Consider the following 18,482-nt stretch of genomic DNA (forward strand, 5'->3'; position numbering starts at 1 on the left):
GTTATCACCGTCGTAGTTTGGTGGAAACCAAGATGCATTGCATCAAATTATTAGGTGATAGGCTGACGGCAAGACATTTTCAAAGTCAGGTCAATGAAATTCATGCGCGTGTGGCAGTTCTGAATAGATTTACGGAATTAGGTAGACCTCGCACCCAAGTTGTGTCTTAAATTTGAATGGATTGGGGAGAACTCAGCTTTTGAATGTTTATGCAACAAAGCCCTTTCATTGTAAAAAGTTAAGGTATAGCTTTTTAAAGTTTTCCCATTTGAACTGATAAAAAATTTGCCTGAGACTGGAACTTTCCATTCAGAGTCGACATTACTTGCCAAGCCAATCCATGCGTGTCCATTAAAAGTAAATACTCGTTCATTTTCTATATGAAAGTCTTCAAAATAAATGGCATCACACCAAAATTTGTCGGCATTATCAAAGTCTTTTTTAGAGAATTTCCAACAACTTAAAATTGAAAAGTTACTTTCAAACCATTCATCTTTGTAGTTGAGGTGAATATAGTTATGAATGGCCTCGGCTGTAAGTTTCTCTAATTGTAGAACCCTTCGTTGAATACGTCTTTTACTCGAATAAATGAACTTTGTGTGTTTTTCTTCTTGGTATTCATTTCTTTCCATAGTTTTAGATATGATCTATTGGCTTGAATAAAGTTAGTATATTAAACCTAGTATAAAACATCTGAGTACATTTATATTGAAAAGTTTTTCTCAGATAGAATTTTTTATACTTCAGATAACGTCGATTGTGTTAAATAGAAGAATTTATGATTCTAAATGAATGTGTAAAAAGTAAAATTTTCCCTTATTTTCCCAAAAAAATTGATAATTTGGGCCGCCTTCATCAGGACTATTAGGGACAATTTTAGAACAACCTAAGATTTCATAACTATTTGTAGTATTTTCAAAATTTAAAGTACATAAGTATTCTTTCAAGAGTTTGGCACTTAAGCTCGCTGGAGATTCTTTTAAAATCATATCTAATTGATTTATTAGACCATTAGCTTGTATTACTAATTCTTCGATGGATATTTCTTTAAACTCTGTATTAACAATCCATTCTCTAAATGAATAGTCTGCTCTTGTCTCTTTATTCAGAATACATGCAAGTAACTCATTAAAATTGTCTTCATAGTAAAACAAATCCAAGCAAAAAAATTGAATATAGCTTGCTTGTTCAGTATGAATATACAAATGTAAAAAATCATCTCCATAGTAAATAGGATCTTTTACTTCTGTTATCTTACTTATTTGGAAGTCTAATTTTTTCATACTGAATAATTTAGATTATTTAAAATCAACATAATATACCTTATACGTAATCTTTCTAGCTCAAATAAAACATTCCATCTTAAGGCTGTTTTTATTTCCCCACTTAACAATAACCCACTAATTATTTAGCCTTACTTTTCTAATGATTTAATTTAAAACAAATGGCATTTTGTGTGCTTGACTGTAAAAGGGTTGGGCACTATTCTTTGCCTGCTGGCCACATTGCCAGACGGTCGTCGCGGACCGTGGTGAAAGATCACATCAGAGTTATACCGTCTGAGGGATACTCTTATGTGTAAACTCCTCGTCTCCTCCCGTAGCGGTAGGACGGGAGAGGGACACCTTCGGGTGTGCTGGTTATCTTTCCCAGTCCGCGAACCCTTTCTCGTTCTGCCACCCTAATTTTAATGTTTTGGCAGAACTCCCAATAAAAAAGGAGTTGGCTTTGCACATCCATTATTTCTTGGCTATCAATGCCAAAAGCTATAACGACACAGCTTAAAAATTAAAGCAGCTTGATTGCCTTTAGGGTTTTCAGGCTTAAAGTCATTTTTACTTAAAACTTAGCAACAACAAACTTGAGATGTGCCAAGCACCGTCTTACGGCTTTGCTGTGCCTTTTTTCTCCCAAAAGTGGCACAGGCTTTTTTCTCTTTTAGAAACAACAAGAATTTATAACGGAAAAATTATGCGAAATTTAGAAATCTCTTCCAAAAAATTACAGGTTATTCAAACTGCAATCCAACTCTTTACCACTCGCGGCTTTCACACCGTAGGTGTAGACCTGATTGCTAAACAATCCCAAATCACCAAATCTACGTTTTATAAATATTTTGGCTCAAAAGAACGCTTAGTTGAAATGTGCATCGCCTTTCAAAAAAGCCTGCTCAGAGAGAAAGTGCTCGCTATTATTTACTCAAGCCGTTATTACGCGTCAAAAGATAAACTCAAAGAAATTATTGTATTACATACTAATTTAAACAGCCTCTATAACCTTTTACTAAAAGCTATTTTTGAAATAAAACTACTTCACCCGCAGGCTTACCGTATGGCGGTTGAGTACCGAAAGTGGCTGCGCCATGAAATTTTTGACCTGATTTTTAGCGGAGAAATCCACGAGCCACAATTCGATGCCAACATGGTGGTAAACCTGATAGACGGTTTATTGCTACAAGTTTTAGGCTCGAACAGTTTGGATGAACGAGATGTGGTGTTGGATTGTTTTCTAAATTCTTTTGCTAGAAATTTTAGCCCACGATTACGGGAAGCATAAGCCCTAATGATAAATAGCGATTAGATGAGCTTTGAGCATTGCAATATCAGACCAATAAGTTGACTTCAAAACGTGGCTTAAGTGGTCTGAGGTCAAGTTTTTTTAAAGATACTTAAGCAATATGGTTTGCGTAACTTCAATCAAATACTGAAATATTTCGAATCAGCATATGAGTTGCCTAAGTGAGTCATCGTCTCGTGCAAAAGTATGCTGAATATAAATAGAGGAGTCATTCATGGGTACGCGTTCAACCATTATGGATACCAATAGCTTTCGTCCAGAACATGCTGCTGATCTGGACCATGCTACCCGCAAACTGACCGATAAAAGAAATAAAATTTTAGGTGAATCCTATCGCTTGTTTTATCGTAATCCCGTGCATCTGGTGAAAGGACAGGGGCAATATTTATGGGATGCAGCAGGTCATCAATATCTGGATGTTTACAACAACGTTGCCAGTATTGGTCATTGTCATCCTGCCGTGATTGAAGCGGTAAATGAGCAAATGAAAATGCTCAATACCCATACTCGCTATTTACATGAAAATATTTTGGATTATACCGAAGAACTTTTACAGACCACTCCCGATGAAATTGACCGTGCCATGTATATGTGTACTGGTTCGGAGGCGAATGATTTAGCGATTCGTATTGCACGTGAATATAGCGGCGGTACAGGAATCATTGTGTCTCAAGAGTCGTATCATGGAACCAGTAGCTTAACCTCAGGATGCTCTCCAGCGCTTGGAACTGAGCAACCTTTAGATGCTACAACTCGTCTAGTTCCGGCACCTGATTATTATCGAATTCAAACTGATGATTTAGGCACATGGTTTGCACAGCAGATCCAGCAACAAATTGACGATATGAACGCAAAAGGGATCAAGTTTGCAGGTTTTTTAGCGGACTCAATATTCTCTTCTGACGGTGTGATGCCTAATCCTGTTGGGTTCTTACAAAAAGCGGTTGATGTTGTGCATGCCAATGGCGGTATCTTTATTGCTGACGAAGTACAACCGGGTTTCGCACGCACTGGCGATTCGTTCTGGGGCTTTGGTCGACACAATGTTGTGCCTGATATCATTACCACAGGTAAACCAATGGGTAACGGAGTTCCAGTGTCAGGGCTTTTAGCCAAGAGTGAAGTTCTTGCTGCTTTTAGCGATAAAATTCCATATTTTAATACCTTTGGTGGTAATCCTGTTTCTATGGCAGCGGCACAGGCGGTACTTAAAGTCATTCAGGAAGAAGAATTACAAACCCATAGCAAATATGTGGGGGGGCTACTTCTAAAAGAACTCACTAAACTTATGGATAAACATGAGATGGTCGGTGATGTCCGTGGCGCTGGTCTATTTATAGGATTTGAACTGGTTAAAGATAGAGCCACAAAAGAGCCGAATAAAGCATTGGCTTTGAATCTTATTGAGGAACTCAGAAATACTCATCGAGTTTTAACCTCAGTTGCAGGTCCTTATGGCAACGTATTAAAACTGCGCCCACCTTTGGCTTTCCAAATAAAAGATATCGATTGGTTAGTCGGTGCTTTGGATCAAGCCTTAACAAAATTAAAGTAAGTCGCTTAAATATAAAACATACCCTTCAAGTTGGATGTTAAATCTAATTTGAGGGGTATTTTGTTGTTCAATTATTTTATTCGTCTTTAGAAGTTATCTCGAATTGCGTAAATAATAAAAAGGCCTTTATTCAAGGCCTGTATTTGCAAGGTTTTAGTGTCTTAATTGACGTGGTGTAACACCAAACCAGCGCTTAAATGCACGAGATAAAGCACTTACTTCTGAGTAACCTAGCAGGAATGCCATTTCTGAAATTGGAATATTTTTCTGTTTAATATAATGTTCAGCCAATTCACAACGGACCTGATCGACTAAATGGGTAAAGGTGAGTCCTTCATTTTTTAAACGGCGGGTAAGGGTGCAACTCGTTAAACCAATATCATGAGCGATTTTTTCAAGGTTTGGTTCACCTTCACTCAGTTCAAGTTGGATGTGAGAACGAACCTGATCTGCAAGACTTTGACTTTGAGAAGAGCGATTGAGTAACAACAGCGTATCTAAAATTACTGTTAATAAAATAGAATCACGCCCCGGCATAGTATGCTGGACGTCTTTTTTTGAAATGATGATGGAGTTAAAAGGCTGATCAAAATAAACAGGCGCGTTAAATAATTTACTATGTTCTTGCCAGAATTCAGGTCGAGTATGCTCAAAGTGAATCGCGCGAGGTGAATAATGAGGACCCATCACTTCACGAATCACATTCATAAACATGCCCATGGTCAGTTCTGCATCTTGGCGGCGAGTTAAAATTGCGCCGTGTTGAACCTGATAATCTATGCGCCAGCTATCTCCCAAATCGACCATTCGATTAAGGGTATCTTTCTGATGCAAATAAAAATTATTGGTCATGTTCATGAGTGCAGACTCTAATGTGTTTGAACAAAGACCAATGTACCCAATGAGCCCTAATGATTTCGGTTGAAACTGTTGACCATAATGCAGGCCAAAATTATCACAACCAGAAACCAGCGCTGCTTGTTCTAGCACCTTGCAATAATTGGGTAGTTGTAAGCTTAGAGTTGGGCTGATTAAAAGTTCAGGATTAATACCACTAATACCTAAAACGCGATCAACATCGGCACCTTTTTGACAAATAAACTCGCTTAATCCAGAGGCAGCTGCAGACAATACACCTTGATTACACATATTTGAGTCGACAAGATGAGCTGGGTTGAGATGTAACATGTCAAGTCTCATGATATTTATTCCTAACTATTCTTATATTAAGCAAAAGCCATACCAGTTTTTGCTTACGTCCATGATTTTGTGTTGTTAAAAGTTTTTATAAAATAATGACTTATGTGTTGCTGTTTTAAGTTTCAGGCTTGATTCTTTAAGAAGAGATCAAGAGTTGTATTTTAGGTTGGGTAGCGAACTAAAAGAAGGCAGAAAATGCATTAGAGATAGGCAAACAGGGCAGAACTAAAACAAGAAATTAAGCGGCTTCTCATGCATACAACATGTATTGTAGGCATGAGAAAATAAGTGAAATACTAATTTTTTGTAGTTTTCGCCGTTTGCGCACCATAACTTAAACTAGCCATTGAGGGTCTAAATTGACCTGTGTTGGCATCGCGGCCCTGTAGTAAGAACTTAGTATTGGCTTGACCGTAGCTCTGCACAGCTTGCTGAGAAAACTTGCCGATATCAGAACTTGGACTGCGCAATCGATTAATAATTAGTACCTTCTGAGTCGCCGCAAAATCTTGCATCATATTTTGATCGCCTTCACTGTCACCCGCGATAAAAATTGGCCCGTAACCATATTTAGAGACTAAAAAACGCTGGATGGTTGCAGTTTTGCCTTTACCTTGAGTTTGCGCATAGCCATGACGAAACTCGGGTAAAATTCGGTTTTGTGCATCTCGTTCCAACTCCATGGCATAGGCATTTTTTTCATTAATGTTATAGCCGATCTCTGGATTAGAAATAATTTCCTTAATCACATCAATAAAAGATGCCGAGCATACATAGACATCAATGCCATTGTCCAGAAAGGCCTTAAATAGATTTTGCATTTCACGGTATGGCCTTAAACCATTTTCCCAAGTGGTTTTCACAACGCCTGCTTGGCCCGAAAGTGCTACGGGAGAAGCCCATGCCACAGGTCCAATCGGTTGCTGCATTTGCCAAGCCACCGTTGCTTTTACCAAATTACGGACTTCTTGTTCGGTAAGCCCAGTAAATAAATAAGTGACCCATGGATATGCAACTTCATGATCAAAGGTGTCTCCAATTGCCGCATATAGATATCTCATTTTAGTAATGAAATCGAGATAATGCGGATCTTGTTTAATTTGATCCAGACTTTGCTTACCTTTGAGACCGCTATAGTGGTGATAAAGCCATGTGTAGCTCGCAATAATATCTGGGGCAATTTTATCAATATTGACGGCTTGGCCTTGCTGGTTATTGTAGGCCGCTTCAAAGTTTTGCGAGCTAATTCCTTTACGAATAATCTGATTAAGCTGTTCTGGCGTGACATTAAACGCTAAGTGTTCAAGCTGATAAATTAAAGTTGCTTCTTCGATGTCTAAAAATACCGAGGTATTGTCAAAGTCAGTGACAATATACGGGCGTTTTTCAGGGTTATAGTTCGGGCTATCTTTTCCATAGCTAGCAATTAATTGATTAAGTTGGTCAAAGTTAAAAGCGTCCCATTGACCTTTTTGAATATATTCCTTTTGGGGAATAGTGACTGCGGGAGATGTGCTTTGTAGAGGGTTGTAGTTACATGCGCTTAGAGCAATCATGCTTGCCAGACTACTGGTGAGTAATAGTGCTTTGGCAACTTTGCTCAGTTGATGGGTAGCTTGCATAAACCCTTCCTTTAAATTCTATAAAATTTAAAAACTAAAAATTGAAAATGAAGAAAAGCGATCTAAATCACTTTTCAAAGTCCGACAGGCATTTGTCCGTTTAGATATTTTTTGCAGAGACGCACAGTTTCATTGGACCATTGGTCTCCAAGACTTTGAGCCATTTCTGTTTGTGCGTGAGAACCATTCCAAGCCATCATTTGAATGCGGCGTTGCATAATAAAAGTCGGGATCATTTCATATTCTTCAGACTGAATAAGACCTACGCGCTCGTAGCCTTTTAACCAGTAATCAACCCAATGAGGTGCATTTGCATAGTGTTCATTGAAGCTAATCGCAGCAGCAAGGTCATGCATAAACCAGCTCATTCCGCAGTCATCAAAATCGATCACGCCGATACGTTCTTGTTGTAGTAATAGATTGGTTAAACGCAAATCGGCATGAATCAGGCCATAGCGTTCTTGGGTTTTGCCAAAGAAATTTAAATCTTTCGAAATCTGTGTAATGGCTTCTTCAATCACGCCGTGATCTTGTGGTCTTAAATGAGGGGCATTTTTCCAATTTCCCCAGTGTCCATCTGCACCGACCATGGTTTCATGATTCCACACAATACGTTGAAAGTTTTCAGGCGCTTGCCATGTCTTACTATGTACGTGCAACTTTGCGGTAATTTGTCCTAATTGCTCAAATGCAGTGGGGTCAACTTCAACAGTCGGCATATCGCCCTCAACCCAGTTGAAAAGTACCGCATAACGATAAATATCATTCGATAGCTTTAAAGTGATGACGCGCTCACCCGATTGATCTGCAATCGCAACAGGAACTTGGATTCCACTCGCATTTAAAGCATCTAACCATTCAAGCTCACTTTGTATATCGAGTTTGCTGTGATAGTTCGGACGGTGAATTCGAAGTGCATATCGGGCAGATCCAGTCGAAACTTGATAGGTTGCATTTTCAGACTGACACAGTAGTTTGACCTGTCCTTGATAGTCTGATGGATATTGCTTAATTGCTTGTTCTGCCAGTATTTGTAATTGAACTTGGCTTAAAAATTCATTTTGTTCTACAGACATAACCCATCTCCTCAATTTAATTTTTAAACACGTTTCGTGTTGAGATGCCGTCGATCTTATAAAAGAAAAAATGAATCAACTTGACTTCAAGTGGTCGGGGAGATGTTTTGCTGTCAAGTTTTATGAATATCTTTTGCGCAACTATTGGTGGTGTAAATTTAGTCGATAAGGCATACGACAATGAAAGAGTCAGAATTAAGCGTAGATGTTGGTGCTTTACAACAGGACGCAGAGTATTTTGCAAAACGTCAGTTAAAAAAGGGGGCAGTAGGTTGGTTACTTTTAGTGGGGTTGGGTGTTTCTTACGTCATTTCGGGTGACTTTGCAGGTTGGAATTTTGGACTGGCACAAGGCGGCTGGGGGGGACTCTTTATTGCAACAGTCATCGTCGCGTTTATGTATCTTTGCATGAGCTTTGTGATGTCTGAGATGTCAACAATGTTGCCCACTGCTGGTGGTGGCTATAGTTTTGCCCGCGTTGCATTTGGTCCTTTTGGAGGCTACCTCACAGGAACTGCGATTTTAATTGAATATGCAATTGCACCTGCTGCCATTGCCGTATTTATTGGGTCATATTGCCAATCACTCTTTGGAGTTGGCGGCTGGGCTGTTTATTTAATTTGCTATTTAGTTTTTATGGGTATTCATCTGAAAGGTGCAGGTGAAGCGCTGAAAATCATGTTTGGAATTACCGCCGTTGCTTCTATTGCACTGGTTGTATTCATTGTTGCGATGCTTCCACATTTTGACAGTGCTCGTTTGTTTGATATTCCAGTCAGTTCTCATGCAGGTGCGAGTCGCTTTTTACCGTTTGGCTATATGGGAATATGGGCCGCAGTACCTTATGCAATCTGGTTTTTTCTTGCAGTTGAAGGAGTGCCACTGGCAGCCGAAGAAGCAAAAGATCCAGTACGTTCATTGCCACGAGGCTTGATTGGTTCAATGCTGATATTGGCATCGTTTGCACTTCTAATATTATTTTTAGGAGCAGGCGCAGCGGGTTCAAATGCATTAAAAAATTCGGGAGCACCTTTAGTTGATGCGCTCATTGCGGTGTATGGTCAGCACACATGGTTGGCAAGCTTTGTTAACTTTGTAGGTCTTGCTGGACTTGTCGCAAGTTTCTTCTCAATTATTTATGCATATTCACGTCAGATCTTTGCATTGTCACGTGCGGGATATTTACCAAAAAACTTATCGCTTACCAATGAAAATAAAGCGCCATATTGGGCCATTATTATTCCGGGCATTATTGGCTTTTTACTCTCTTTAACAGGTGAGGGTGACCTGCTCATTTTAATGGCAGTATTCGGCGCAACCATTTCTTATGTGTTGATGATGCTCTCACATATCAAATTACGTTTGTCTCGCCCTGAATTACCACGCCCTTATAAAACGCCTGGAGGAATATGGACGTCTTGTATCGCCTTGATTCTTGCTGCTGTTGCTGTAGTGGCAGGGTTAATGGTGAATCCAAAAGTTTGGTTATTGGCCGCGCTGATTTATGTCGGATTTATACTTTATTACTTGTTATATAGCCGTCACCATTTAGTGAAAGGTACGCCTGAACAAGAGTTCGCCATGATTGATGACTGAGTTTGAGTGCATTAAAAATAAAGAGGCTTCGGCCTCTTTTTAGCTTTTATAAGTTATATCTCACTCAACGTATCTTTAACAATTTTAAAGGCAGGGGACATTAAGCGACGGCTCGTATAAAACAAATAAAAAGGTGGCAAGGTAACAGCGTGTTGGTCTAATAAACTTACTAATTTTTTTTCTTCTAAAGCTGGTTTCACTAGAAAGTAGGGCAAATAAGCTACTGCGCAACCATCAAGTACAGCATCAAGCATTTCATCTAAACTGGTCATGACCAGTTGAACGGGGCCTCTAAAAAATACACTTTTATTTTTATCTTTAAACTCCCATGCCATTAAAGAGTTATCAGTTAAAAGACGGATATAAATACCTTTGTGCTTTTTTAGATCGTCTACAGATTGTGGTGTTCCGTACTTTTCTAAATATTCAGGTGAAGCGACCAATCGGAAGGGAATTTCTTTACTAATCGGAACCGCAATTAAATCTTTTTCTACCAAGTTTCCAACACGTACTCCAGCATCATATCCTTCTTTTGCAATATCAATTCGTCTGTTTTCTGAAGTCAGTTCCAAAGATATATCGGGATATTGTTTTACAAGCTTTTTAAGCTTTGGCCATAAATAATACTTAATGGTAAATGCATCGGCAGAAATACGCACATGACCACTTGGCAGGTCTTTCATCGAGCTAATTTGTTCTATGCCTAAGTCAATATTTTCAATGTTTTGACCGACGAGCTCTATAAGGCGCGAACCTGCTTCTGTAAGGGTGAGACTACGGGTAGAACGGTTTAATAGCTTTATCCCTAATTGTGCTTCAAGATTATTAATACTCTGGCTTACAGCCGATTGGGTCACGCCCATATATGCCGCAGCTTTCGTAAAATTTTTAGTTTTTACTACTTCAGAAAATGTTTTTAAATCATTCAGATTAATTTTCATGATTCATAAGTTCTACTAATAGTTACGATCAGATTATAGCATTTAATCAGAATAATATTTGCTTGTTACTATGTTTTTCATGAAGTTCAACACAGGTGAGTCAACAATGAAAAACGTAAAAATTAAAGCACCTTATTGGGAAATCGCAGCAAATCTCTATTTCCCAGAAAATTTTGATGAAAGTATTCAATACCCAGCAATTATTAGTGGACACCCAATCGGAAGCTGTAAAGAACAAACCTCTGGAAATGTATATGGTGCAGCATTAGCAAAAGCTGGCTTTATTGTGATTGCATTTGATGCAAGTTTTCAGGGTGAAAGTGGCGGTGAACCACGTTCAATAGAAAATCCGGTACTTCGTGTAGAAGACTTCCGTTTAGTGACGGATTATTTGATGACGCTGAACTATGTCGATGAAAACCGAATTGGCGTATTAGGAATTTGCGGGGGCGGTGGTTACGCACTCAATGTTGCAATGACCGAAAAACGGATTAAGGCGGTTGCTACAGTAGACGCTATAAATTTTGGTCGCTTGTCGAGAGAAGGCTTTAGCAACTGGAATCCTTTAGAGAAACTAGAGCTTATTGCAAAACAACGTACTGCCGAAGCTCGCGGAGAAACAAGAAGAATCGATGATTTGCTGCCAAGTTCTGTTGAAGAAGCCAAATCGGCTGGAATAACAGATATTGATGTACTAGAAGCAACAGACTATTACAAAACCGATCGTGGCTATCAACCAAATGGTGTTGCTAAAACATTATTTTCACATTCGGCTGTGGCAATTGGTTGGGATGCATTTCACTTAGCTGAAGTATTACTTACACAGCCTTTATTGCTGATTACAGGTGATAAGGTCGGTGGTTTTGGTTCATATCGAGACAGTTTGGAAATCTATGGTCGAGCACGTTCACAAAATAAAGAGCTTGTGATTGTAGAAGGTTGGTCTCACTACGATTTATATGACAAGCCTGAACCCGTGGCACAAGCATTAGCAAAACTCATCCCATTTTTTCAAAAAAATATCTAAGTTAAGCCTATAAAGGAGCTAGCCATGAATACAGTTAAATTTCAAAATTCAAATGGTCAAGATATTACTATTGCAGCAAATATTCACTATCCATCAAACTTTGATGAAACACAAAAGTACGTAGCAATTGTTGTTGCTCATCCGGGTGGAGGCGTAAAAGAGCAGACCGCAGGTTTGTATGCGTCCAAGCTCGCTGAACAAGGTTTTATTGCAATTGCATTTGATGCAAGTTTTCAGGGCGAAAGTACAGGTTTACCTCGCCAGTTAGAAAATCCTTACATTCGTACAGAAGACATTAGTGCCGTGATTGATTACTTAACCACCTTAAGTTATGTCGATCAAAACCGTATTGGGGCAATGGGTATTTGTGCGGGCGGTGGATATGCCGCAAATGCAGCAATCAATGACCGCCGTATTAAAGCAGTAGGTACGGTAAGTGCAGTGAATATTGGTTCAATGTTCAGAAATGGTTGGGAAAACACAGTTAAAGATGCAGATGCTATTCCATATATCCAAGCGGGTTCAGATGCGCGTACAGCAGATGCAAATAGTGGAAATGTTGCAACCATTCCGCTTGCACCTTTAAAAGAAGAAGATGCACCGAATGAAGAGCTTCGTCAGGCGTGGGAATATTACCATACGCCAAGAGCTGAGCACCCTAACTCACCAGGGGTTGCAACAGCCCGTAGCTTAACTCAAATTATTACTTACGATGCTTATAACAAAGCTGAAGCTTTCTTAACTCAACCATTAATTGCAATTGCTGGAAGTGTTGCATGTAGTAAATGGATGAGTGAAGACCTAATTCAGCGTGCTGCAAGTCAGGATAAAACTTTACATATTATTGAAGGTTCAAACCACATGGAGTTATATGACATTCCTAAATATGTAAATGAAGCTTCGAACGTACTTGCTGATTTCTTTAAAATGAAATTATAAAATTAACATTATTTATTTAATAGAAGCCCGTTAATGGGCTTTTATTATTTAAACAGGAAAAGATGTTGGAGCGTTTTCTAAAAGTTTTGGTTTGCGTAAGTAGCCATTGCGACAAGTTAATGCGTATATGGCAACTTTGGGGTAAAGCGATAGGCATCTATGGTTGCAGCCAAGTGCTAATTAATTACAGAGCCGCCACATGGGTTCATTTTTACCACTGCTACAGAGAGTAAGAAGGTGTAGGCGTTAACGGGGCGGCTTAAGGGAATTAAGGATTGATCTTGCCACGTCGTGCATCCACGACATAATTGCCATCCACACAATTAATTGATATCAGATTACCACTCTCATCAACATAGTCAGCATTTAAAACCGAACTACATGGATGTTGTTGCAGTCTCAGCGCACTAGCCACAGCCTCTAATATTTCGGTCTGAGTTGCAGCACGCTCGGTTGGCATCTTTGGCATTTCAGCTATTTGATTGGCATTAAAATAAACATTTTGCGTAAAACCGAGTAATTGACCAAGTAAGGCTTGAGACAATTCTTGTTGGGTCTGCGCATTAACATTGCTCATCAGCATTGCTGAAACAAACCCAAATAGGCAAATGCGTGATTTCATTTACCTTTAACCTCACCTGTTAGAGGCAATACTTGATAGCTTTCCCCGCCAGCACACTTCACCGATATTTTTGAACCATTGGCATCTAGTGCACGAGCGTCAACCACACTATTGCAGTTTTTACCACGAACTCGAACACCAGCCGCCACACCATTATAAAGTTCAGCTTTCGTCAACGGATGTCCTTTAGGAAATTGAGGCATATCCGCTGCTTTTTTTATACCTGTAAATGCATTGTATACAAAAGCTCTCAAGCCCAAGTGAGTTGCATCCATAGGGGCTTCCTCGGCGTGAGCAGCAGAGACCAATAACAAACCTGTAAGCAATGCGATAACGTTATATTTCATATAAGTAATTCTTGTAAAGTGAGTCGAGCGAATACTCACATAAACGTTTTTTAGTGTCAAGAAAGTTGACCGTTGCTTTATTATTTTTCTTCTAATAAAAGAATAACTTAACAGTTATCTTAAGTGCGCTGCATAGTGAAGAGGTACGGTTGAAAATTTGATTGAGAAGACGAGGCTTATTAAAGCTTAATTCCTTATGTTAAGGCCTCTTTTATTTTAAGCTTGTTTGTTCAGTTCAGACGGTAAATGCTGCGCTAAATAATCAATTGCAAGACGGGTTTTGAGTGGCATAAAGGGTAGCGTAGGCCACACCAAATGAATCGGAAAAGCAATGCTCGACATGGTTTCTAATACTTGTACGAGCGTACCGTCCTGTAATTCATTTTGAATGAGCCAATCGGGTAGCCAAGCGATACCTCCTCCAGCAAGCGCTGCATTTTTAATGGCTTGTAAGTCATTTAAAAGAAGTTTTGCTTTGGGCTTAATAAATAAAGGCTCGCTATTTTCCTTTTGAAGTTGCCACTTTTTTATTTGACCAAAATGCGGATCGGCAATTGTGGTGTGGATGTCTAAGTCTTCAATATGTTCTAGGGAACCTGCTTTATTTAAATAGTCAGGTGAGGCGCAAAGTAGCATTCGATGCTGACCAATCGGTTTGGCAACGAGCTGAGTGGTATCAGGCAGTGCCCCGATTCTTATACACAAATCAAAACCTTCTTCGACCAAGTCTACAGTTCGATCATTAAATGAAATTTCTAACTGTAAGTCCGCATGTTGCTGAGCAAATTTAACAATGAGCGGGGCAGCAAAGAGTTGCCCAAAAAGTACAGGCACAGACATTCTTAATCGACCAGTTGCATTAATTTTCCCTTGGTCTAATAAAGCCGCTGCATTTTGTATTTCACTTAACGCTCGGCGGCTATGTTCATAAAACAAAGCACCTTCGTCAGTCATGCTGAGTGAACGTGTTGTTCTTTTAAATAGAACTACACCAAGCTGTTCTTCAAGCCGAGCAATATTTTTACTTATGGCTGAGCGAGTTAAATGTAATTGCTCGGCAGCCTTTACAAAACTTCCAGCTTCAACCACAGTCACAAATATAGATATTGCACTTAGTTCATGTTGCATGATTGTTGCCTAAAAGGAACCAATGACAAGAAATAATATCACCACTGTTGAATTTATTGTGGGGTTACTATGGCTTCATCAAAAATATGGAGACAGTCATGGCTAAAATATTGGTATTAAAATCCAGCATTATGGGTGAGGGTTCACAAACCAATCGCTTAATTGATGTAATGCTTGAACACCGTAAAGATCAAGGTTTGCAAGATGACATCACCATACGCAATTTAGCTGAAATGAACCTGCCTGTATTAGATCTGGAAATTTTTCAGGCGCTGCGTGGTGCGGAAAATAACAATCAAGACATTCAGCAAATCGTTGCTTTATCTGATGAATTAATTGCTGAGTTAAAAAGTGCTGATTTATTGGTGATAGGCGCACCAATGTACAACTTAAATGTGCCTACTCAACTCAAAAACTGGTTTGATTTAGTGGCACGAGCAAGACAAACATTCCGCTACACCGAAACTTACCCGCAAGGTTTGGTTGAAGGGGTAAAAGCGGTGGTGGTAAGCAGTCGGGGCGGCATTCATGTTGGCCAAGAAACTGAGGCAGTCACGCCTTATCTCAAGGCAGTGTTAGGGTTAATGGGCATTCATGATGTTGAATTTATTTATGCAGAAGGCTTAGACATGCAAGCTTATCGCAGCAATGCATTAGATCTGGCAAGCCAGCAAGTTAAAGAATTCACTATTTAAAATTATGGGTTGAAACTCTTGTACCTCTAATTGATAACAAGAGTTTCTAAGTCTATTTAAATCACATTTCTCAGTTCATTTGCCGTGTTGCGCAGCAATGGCAAAATTTGCTGAACCAAATAATCTTCTTGTACACGGTTAGTTTGAGACATGCAGTTAAGCGCTGCTATGGCTTGACCTTGGGCGTTAAATACGGGCACTGCAATCGCAATTACGCCAAGCTCATGTTCTTCTTTGGAAAGACAATAATCCGATAATGAAATACCCTTAAGCACTTCAAAAAACTTTGATTCATCTACTATGGTAAATGGTGTTAAGCGCTTTAAACCGTAAGTTTTTACCCACGTATGTTGAGCTTCTTCGGGTAGTGCTGCCAGCAATACTTTACCCGTAGAAGTGGCATGGGCAGGGAGTCGGTTTCCTAAATGCATACCATAAGGGCTGACACGTAAATTATCTTGCTGTGGTAAATAACTACGGGCAATCGGCACCACTTCGTTATCGTCTAACACCACAATTGAAAAAGTAAGAGATGTCTGTGCACACAAAAGATTTAAAAATGATTGAGCAACTTTAGGCAAGTGGGCAGAGCTTAGATAAGAACTCGAAAAGCGCAGCACGCGATGAGTAAGCCAAAAGTAATGTTCATCGGTTTCTAAATAGCCTAAGTATTTTAAAGTTTTTAGGTAACGCCTTGCCGCTGTACGGCTAATACCGGTTCGCTCGGCTACTTGAGTGACATTAAGCCGTTGCCGATCTGTTCCAAAAGCTTCCAGTAAAGCCAAACCTTTTGCTAACCCTGCAATGTAGTCATCTTGACGTATTTTCTCATGCGAGTTCGGGTGCTCTAGAAAAGCATCGAGAGAAGGCATCCTTTCATTCCTGTTATTTTGATTGTTTCTGTCCGATATTCGGACAAACTAAATGATAAACGGTTATTTTCGTCTTGGATACATAGTGAACAAAACTTAAAGCCAGTAATTTAAAAGTCAGGATGAAACAAGGATGAAGTTATGGATATTTTAAAGACACAGGTTGCAATTATTGGTTCTGGCCCAGCAGGGTTATTGCTTGGGCAACTCCTATATAAAGCTGGCATCGATCATATTATTGTTGAGCAACGTAGTGCTGAATATGTGGCTTCACGGATTCGTGCAGGAATTTTAGAGCAAGTTTCGGTCGACTTACTCAAACAAGCAGGCGTTGACCAAAACTTAAAAGATAAAGGATTACCGCATTCGGGTATTGAAATCTTAACCAATGGTGAAAAGCATCGGGTTGATTTGGCAGCACTTACAGGTGGTAAACAAGTAACTGTATATGGCCAGACCGAAGTCACCAAAGATTTAATGACTGCGCGTGAAGCAGCACAGCTCACTTCATTTTATGAAGCTCAAAATGTACAGGTAAAAGATTTCTACACTGAACCAAAAGTTGAGTTTGAGTATCAAGGTAAAGCTTTTCAAATTCAGTGTGACTTTATAGCAGGGTGTGATGGTTACCACGGTGTCTGCCGTGCCAGCGTGCCAGAAGACAAAATTAAGACCTTTGAAAAAGTTTATCCGTTTGGTTGGTTAGGGGTGTTGGCCGATGTCCCGCCTGTAGCCGATGAACTCATTTACGTACAGTCTGAACGTGGATTTGCTTTATGTAGTATGCGTTCAGAAACGCGTAGCCGTTATTATTTACAAGTCCCTTTAACAGATCACGTCGAAGACTGGTCGGATGAAAAATTTTGGGATGAGTTAAAAAACCGCCTAGACCCTGAAAGCCGTGAAAAGTTAGTCACAGGACCTTCTATTGAAAAAAGTATTGCGCCGTTACGTAGCTTTGTGACCGAGCCAATGCGTTTCGGAAAACTATTTTTAGCAGGAGATACCGCTCATATTGTTCCACCGACTGGAGCAAAAGGCTTAAATCTCGCTGCATCTGATATTGCTTATTTATCAAGCGCACTCATTGAATATTATGCCGAAGGTTCCGAACAAGGGATAAATGAATACTCAGAAAAATGCCTACAACGCGTATGGAAAGCAGAGCGTTTTTCTTGGTGGATGACTCATTTATTGCATCGTTTTGAAACTGAAAGTGAGTTTGACCACAAGATTAAACAAGCCGAGTTGAGCTATGTACTTGGTTCGATTGCGGGTAAAACCACATTGGCTGAAAACTATGTTGGGTTGCCTTATGAAATTAAGCAAATAGATCGTTTTAAGCACGCAAGCTAAAGGCTAAGTAAAAATAAAAAGGGCATGAAAATGCTCTTTTTTTATATAAAAATTTAAGTAGGACGTAATAGCTTAAGAGATTGTTTTGCTTAAAATATCAGCATTAATAAAAGCTTTTGTCACATTTTTTCAGTATATTGCTATTAATTTCTTTATTTATAAATTCTAAGTTTGTATGGAACAGGACCAAGCACGCATACCTAAATATATTCCTATTCGCGATGCAATTGCCCATGATATTGAATCTGGCGTATTAGAAGCCCACGCAAAACTCCCATCAGAAAGAGTGCTTTCTGAACAGTTTCAAACCACTCGTGTGGCTGCACGTGAAGCTTTACTGGCTTTGGAAACCGATGGTTTGATTTATCGATTAGATCGCCGTGGTTGGTATGTTCGTTCTCCTCGTATTATTTATCATCCGCAATCGACAAAAAACTTTAATCAGTTTGTGATTGAACAAGGCTATGAACCTTCTACAGAAGTAATTTCGAGTGAACTGACTCAGGCTACTTCTTGGGATGCCAAGCATTTAAAAGTTGAAAAAGGGCATCCGATTTATTCAGTTTGGCGACGTCGTTGTATTAATGGTCGCCCTGTTTTAGTTGAACATTTACGTGTAAATGCCGAACTTTTCCCCGAGTTTTTAAATCATGATCTCAAGCAATCCATTACGTTACTGATGGCAAATCAATATAACTGCCATATCACCAGAGCTGACATTAACCTGTATCCAACTGCTTTATCTGAACAACAGGCTAAAGCACTGCATGTGAATGTTGGGGCACTGGGTTTATATATTTGCCGTAGCAACAGAAATGAAGAAGGCGTGATTACCGATGTTGACCAAGAATATTGGCTACATGATGTTTTAGATTTACATTTCGAAGCGCGAGCGTAAAAATACAATCTGGTTTAAACCAGATTAATTA

18 protein-coding genes and 1 pseudogene are annotated in these 18,482 nt (G+C 39.4%); 9 read left to right on the top strand and 10 right to left on the bottom strand.

The genetic code is table 11. The features are described 5' to 3' along the window. Window positions 1-170 (top strand): annotated as a pseudogene (locus tag HMPREF0014_RS25315) (IS5/IS1182 family transposase); the annotation flags it as partial. On the opposite strand, the gene HMPREF0014_RS09850 reads toward HMPREF0014_RS25315, so the two are convergent. Together HMPREF0014_RS09850 and HMPREF0014_RS26075 are read right to left on the bottom strand one after the other, a co-directional pair. Further along, complete coding sequence (locus tag HMPREF0014_RS09850) at window positions 138-632, bottom strand: hypothetical protein (RefSeq protein WP_020992208.1); 495 nt, start codon at window positions 630-632, stop codon at window positions 138-140. The pseudogene HMPREF0014_RS25315 and the gene HMPREF0014_RS09850 sit on opposite strands and share 33 nt — an antisense overlap. A 144-nt stretch (window positions 633-776) precedes the next feature. Then, window positions 777-1,283 carry a hypothetical protein gene (locus tag HMPREF0014_RS26075; RefSeq protein ID WP_004887766.1) on the bottom strand — a complete coding sequence of 169 codons (507 nt, stop codon included), beginning with the start codon at window positions 1,281-1,283 and terminating at the stop codon, window positions 777-779. A gap of 688 nt (window positions 1,284-1,971) precedes the next feature. On the opposite strand from HMPREF0014_RS26075, the gene HMPREF0014_RS09855 reads away from it, so the two are divergent. Together HMPREF0014_RS09855 and HMPREF0014_RS09860 are read left to right on the top strand one after the other, a co-directional pair. After that, window positions 1,972-2,556, top strand: a complete 585-nt coding sequence (locus tag HMPREF0014_RS09855) for a TetR/AcrR family transcriptional regulator (RefSeq protein ID WP_004887764.1) — start codon at window positions 1,972-1,974, stop codon at window positions 2,554-2,556. Between the two features lie 235 nt (window positions 2,557-2,791). Then, a complete protein-coding gene (locus tag HMPREF0014_RS09860; RefSeq protein WP_004887762.1) occupies window positions 2,792-4,132 on the top strand; it encodes an aspartate aminotransferase family protein in 1,341 nt (446 codons plus the stop codon). 153 nt (window positions 4,133-4,285) lie between these two features. Here the strand turns inward: HMPREF0014_RS09860 and HMPREF0014_RS09865 are convergent, their stop codons facing one another. From HMPREF0014_RS09865 to HMPREF0014_RS09875, 3 genes are all read right to left on the bottom strand, one after another. After that, the gene (locus HMPREF0014_RS09865) at window positions 4,286-5,320 is read right to left on the bottom strand and encodes an AraC family transcriptional regulator (protein ID WP_009501085.1); all 1,035 of its coding nucleotides are present in this window, start codon (window positions 5,318-5,320) and stop codon (window positions 4,286-4,288) included. Window positions 5,321-5,628: 308 nt separating this feature from the next. After that, complete coding sequence (locus HMPREF0014_RS09870; protein WP_006581450.1) at window positions 5,629-6,954, bottom strand: hypothetical protein; 1,326 nt, start codon at window positions 6,952-6,954, stop codon at window positions 5,629-5,631. A 74-nt stretch (window positions 6,955-7,028) separates the two neighbouring features. Then, complete coding sequence (locus tag HMPREF0014_RS09875) at window positions 7,029-8,030, bottom strand: phosphotransferase (protein WP_006581451.1); 1,002 nt, start codon at window positions 8,028-8,030, stop codon at window positions 7,029-7,031. Window positions 8,031-8,210: 180 nt separating this feature from the next. Between HMPREF0014_RS09875 and eat the strand changes: the two genes are divergently transcribed. Next, window positions 8,211-9,626, top strand: coding sequence for an ethanolamine permease (gene eat / locus HMPREF0014_RS09880; protein WP_004887755.1), 1,416 nt, complete (start codon window positions 8,211-8,213; stop codon window positions 9,624-9,626). 53 nt (window positions 9,627-9,679) lie between these two features. Here eat and HMPREF0014_RS09885 read toward each other — a convergent pair whose 3' ends face one another. Beyond that, window positions 9,680-10,567, bottom strand: a complete 888-nt coding sequence (locus tag HMPREF0014_RS09885) for a LysR family transcriptional regulator (RefSeq protein WP_004887754.1) — start codon at window positions 10,565-10,567, stop codon at window positions 9,680-9,682. Between the two features lie 106 nt (window positions 10,568-10,673). Here HMPREF0014_RS09885 and HMPREF0014_RS09890 point away from each other — a divergent pair, with 106 nt between their 5' ends. Together HMPREF0014_RS09890 and HMPREF0014_RS09895 are read left to right on the top strand one after the other, a co-directional pair. After that, entirely contained in the window at window positions 10,674-11,594 is a 921-nt protein-coding gene (locus HMPREF0014_RS09890) for an alpha/beta hydrolase (protein WP_004887753.1), read from the top strand. 24 nt (window positions 11,595-11,618) lie between these two features. Further along, window positions 11,619-12,533, top strand: a complete 915-nt coding sequence (locus tag HMPREF0014_RS09895; protein WP_004887752.1) for an alpha/beta hydrolase — start codon at window positions 11,619-11,621, stop codon at window positions 12,531-12,533. Between the two features lie 268 nt (window positions 12,534-12,801). On the opposite strand, the gene HMPREF0014_RS09900 is transcribed toward HMPREF0014_RS09895, so the two are convergent. The 3 genes from HMPREF0014_RS09900 to HMPREF0014_RS09910 all read right to left on the bottom strand — a co-directional run bounded on the left by HMPREF0014_RS09900 (window position 12,802) and on the right by HMPREF0014_RS09910 (window position 14,630). After that, window positions 12,802-13,155, bottom strand: a complete 354-nt coding sequence (locus tag HMPREF0014_RS09900; protein ID WP_004887751.1) for a hypothetical protein — start codon at window positions 13,153-13,155, stop codon at window positions 12,802-12,804. Next, a complete protein-coding gene (locus HMPREF0014_RS09905) occupies window positions 13,152-13,502 on the bottom strand; it encodes a hypothetical protein (RefSeq protein ID WP_004887750.1) in 351 nt (116 codons plus the stop codon). Before HMPREF0014_RS09905 ends, HMPREF0014_RS09900 begins: the two co-directional genes overlap by 4 nt. Before the next feature lie 216 nt (window positions 13,503-13,718). Further along, window positions 13,719-14,630 carry a LysR substrate-binding domain-containing protein gene (locus tag HMPREF0014_RS09910; RefSeq protein ID WP_004887749.1) on the bottom strand — a complete coding sequence of 304 codons (912 nt, stop codon included), beginning with the start codon at window positions 14,628-14,630 and terminating at the stop codon, window positions 13,719-13,721. Between the two features lie 98 nt (window positions 14,631-14,728). Here HMPREF0014_RS09910 and HMPREF0014_RS09915 point away from each other — a divergent pair, with 98 nt between their 5' ends. After that, the gene (locus HMPREF0014_RS09915) at window positions 14,729-15,325 is read left to right on the top strand and encodes an NAD(P)H-dependent oxidoreductase (RefSeq protein ID WP_004887748.1); all 597 of its coding nucleotides are present in this window, start codon (window positions 14,729-14,731) and stop codon (window positions 15,323-15,325) included. A gap of 56 nt (window positions 15,326-15,381) precedes the next feature. Here the strand turns inward: HMPREF0014_RS09915 and pobR are convergent, their stop codons facing one another. Next, window positions 15,382-16,197, bottom strand: a complete 816-nt coding sequence (gene pobR, locus HMPREF0014_RS09920; protein ID WP_004887747.1) for an IclR family transcriptional regulator PobR — start codon at window positions 16,195-16,197, stop codon at window positions 15,382-15,384. 141 nt (window positions 16,198-16,338) lie between these two features. On the opposite strand from pobR, the gene pobA reads away from it, so the two are divergent. Continuing rightward, on the top strand, window positions 16,339-17,553 hold the full coding sequence (gene pobA, locus HMPREF0014_RS09925; RefSeq protein ID WP_004887745.1) for a 4-hydroxybenzoate 3-monooxygenase: 1,215 nt from the start codon (window positions 16,339-16,341) through the stop codon (window positions 17,551-17,553). 175 nt (window positions 17,554-17,728) lie between these two features. Further along, complete coding sequence (locus tag HMPREF0014_RS09930) at window positions 17,729-18,451, top strand: UTRA domain-containing protein (protein ID WP_006581454.1); 723 nt, start codon at window positions 17,729-17,731, stop codon at window positions 18,449-18,451. Window positions 18,452-18,482: the final 31 nt, after the last annotated feature.

Source organism: Acinetobacter sp. RUH 2624, assembly GCF_000162375.2.
GTDB lineage: Bacteria > Pseudomonadota > Gammaproteobacteria > Pseudomonadales > Moraxellaceae > Acinetobacter > Acinetobacter nosocomialis.

Coding starts and splice junctions, on each gene's coding strand:
- eat (WP_004887755.1), top strand. CDS start 8,211: ATGAAAGAGTCAGAATTAAGCGTAGATGTTGGTGCTTTACAACAGGAC.
- HMPREF0014_RS09890 (WP_004887753.1), top strand. CDS start 10,674: ATGAAAAACGTAAAAATTAAAGCACCTTATTGGGAAATCGCAGCAAAT.
- HMPREF0014_RS09875 (WP_006581451.1), bottom strand. CDS start 8,030: ATGTCTGTAGAACAAAATGAATTTTTAAGCCAAGTTCAATTACAAATA.
- HMPREF0014_RS09915 (WP_004887748.1), top strand. CDS start 14,729: ATGGCTAAAATATTGGTATTAAAATCCAGCATTATGGGTGAGGGTTCA.
- HMPREF0014_RS09930 (WP_006581454.1), top strand. CDS start 17,729: ATGGAACAGGACCAAGCACGCATACCTAAATATATTCCTATTCGCGAT.
- HMPREF0014_RS09905 (WP_004887750.1), bottom strand. CDS start 13,502: ATGAAATATAACGTTATCGCATTGCTTACAGGTTTGTTATTGGTCTCT.
- pobR (WP_004887747.1), bottom strand. CDS start 16,197: ATGCCTTCTCTCGATGCTTTTCTAGAGCACCCGAACTCGCATGAGAAA.
- HMPREF0014_RS09895 (WP_004887752.1), top strand. CDS start 11,619: ATGAATACAGTTAAATTTCAAAATTCAAATGGTCAAGATATTACTATT.
- HMPREF0014_RS09850 (WP_020992208.1), bottom strand. CDS start 632: ATGGAAAGAAATGAATACCAAGAAGAAAAACACACAAAGTTCATTTAT.
- HMPREF0014_RS09900 (WP_004887751.1), bottom strand. CDS start 13,155: ATGAAATCACGCATTTGCCTATTTGGGTTTGTTTCAGCAATGCTGATG.
- HMPREF0014_RS09910 (WP_004887749.1), bottom strand. CDS start 14,630: ATGCAACATGAACTAAGTGCAATATCTATATTTGTGACTGTGGTTGAA.
- HMPREF0014_RS26075 (WP_004887766.1), bottom strand. CDS start 1,283: ATGAAAAAATTAGACTTCCAAATAAGTAAGATAACAGAAGTAAAAGAT.
- HMPREF0014_RS09855 (WP_004887764.1), top strand. CDS start 1,972: ATGCGAAATTTAGAAATCTCTTCCAAAAAATTACAGGTTATTCAAACT.
- pobA (WP_004887745.1), top strand. CDS start 16,339: ATGGATATTTTAAAGACACAGGTTGCAATTATTGGTTCTGGCCCAGCA.
- HMPREF0014_RS09885 (WP_004887754.1), bottom strand. CDS start 10,567: ATGAAAATTAATCTGAATGATTTAAAAACATTTTCTGAAGTAGTAAAA.
- HMPREF0014_RS09870 (WP_006581450.1), bottom strand. CDS start 6,954: ATGCAAGCTACCCATCAACTGAGCAAAGTTGCCAAAGCACTATTACTC.
- HMPREF0014_RS09865 (WP_009501085.1), bottom strand. CDS start 5,320: ATGTTACATCTCAACCCAGCTCATCTTGTCGACTCAAATATGTGTAAT.
- HMPREF0014_RS09860 (WP_004887762.1), top strand. CDS start 2,792: ATGGGTACGCGTTCAACCATTATGGATACCAATAGCTTTCGTCCAGAA.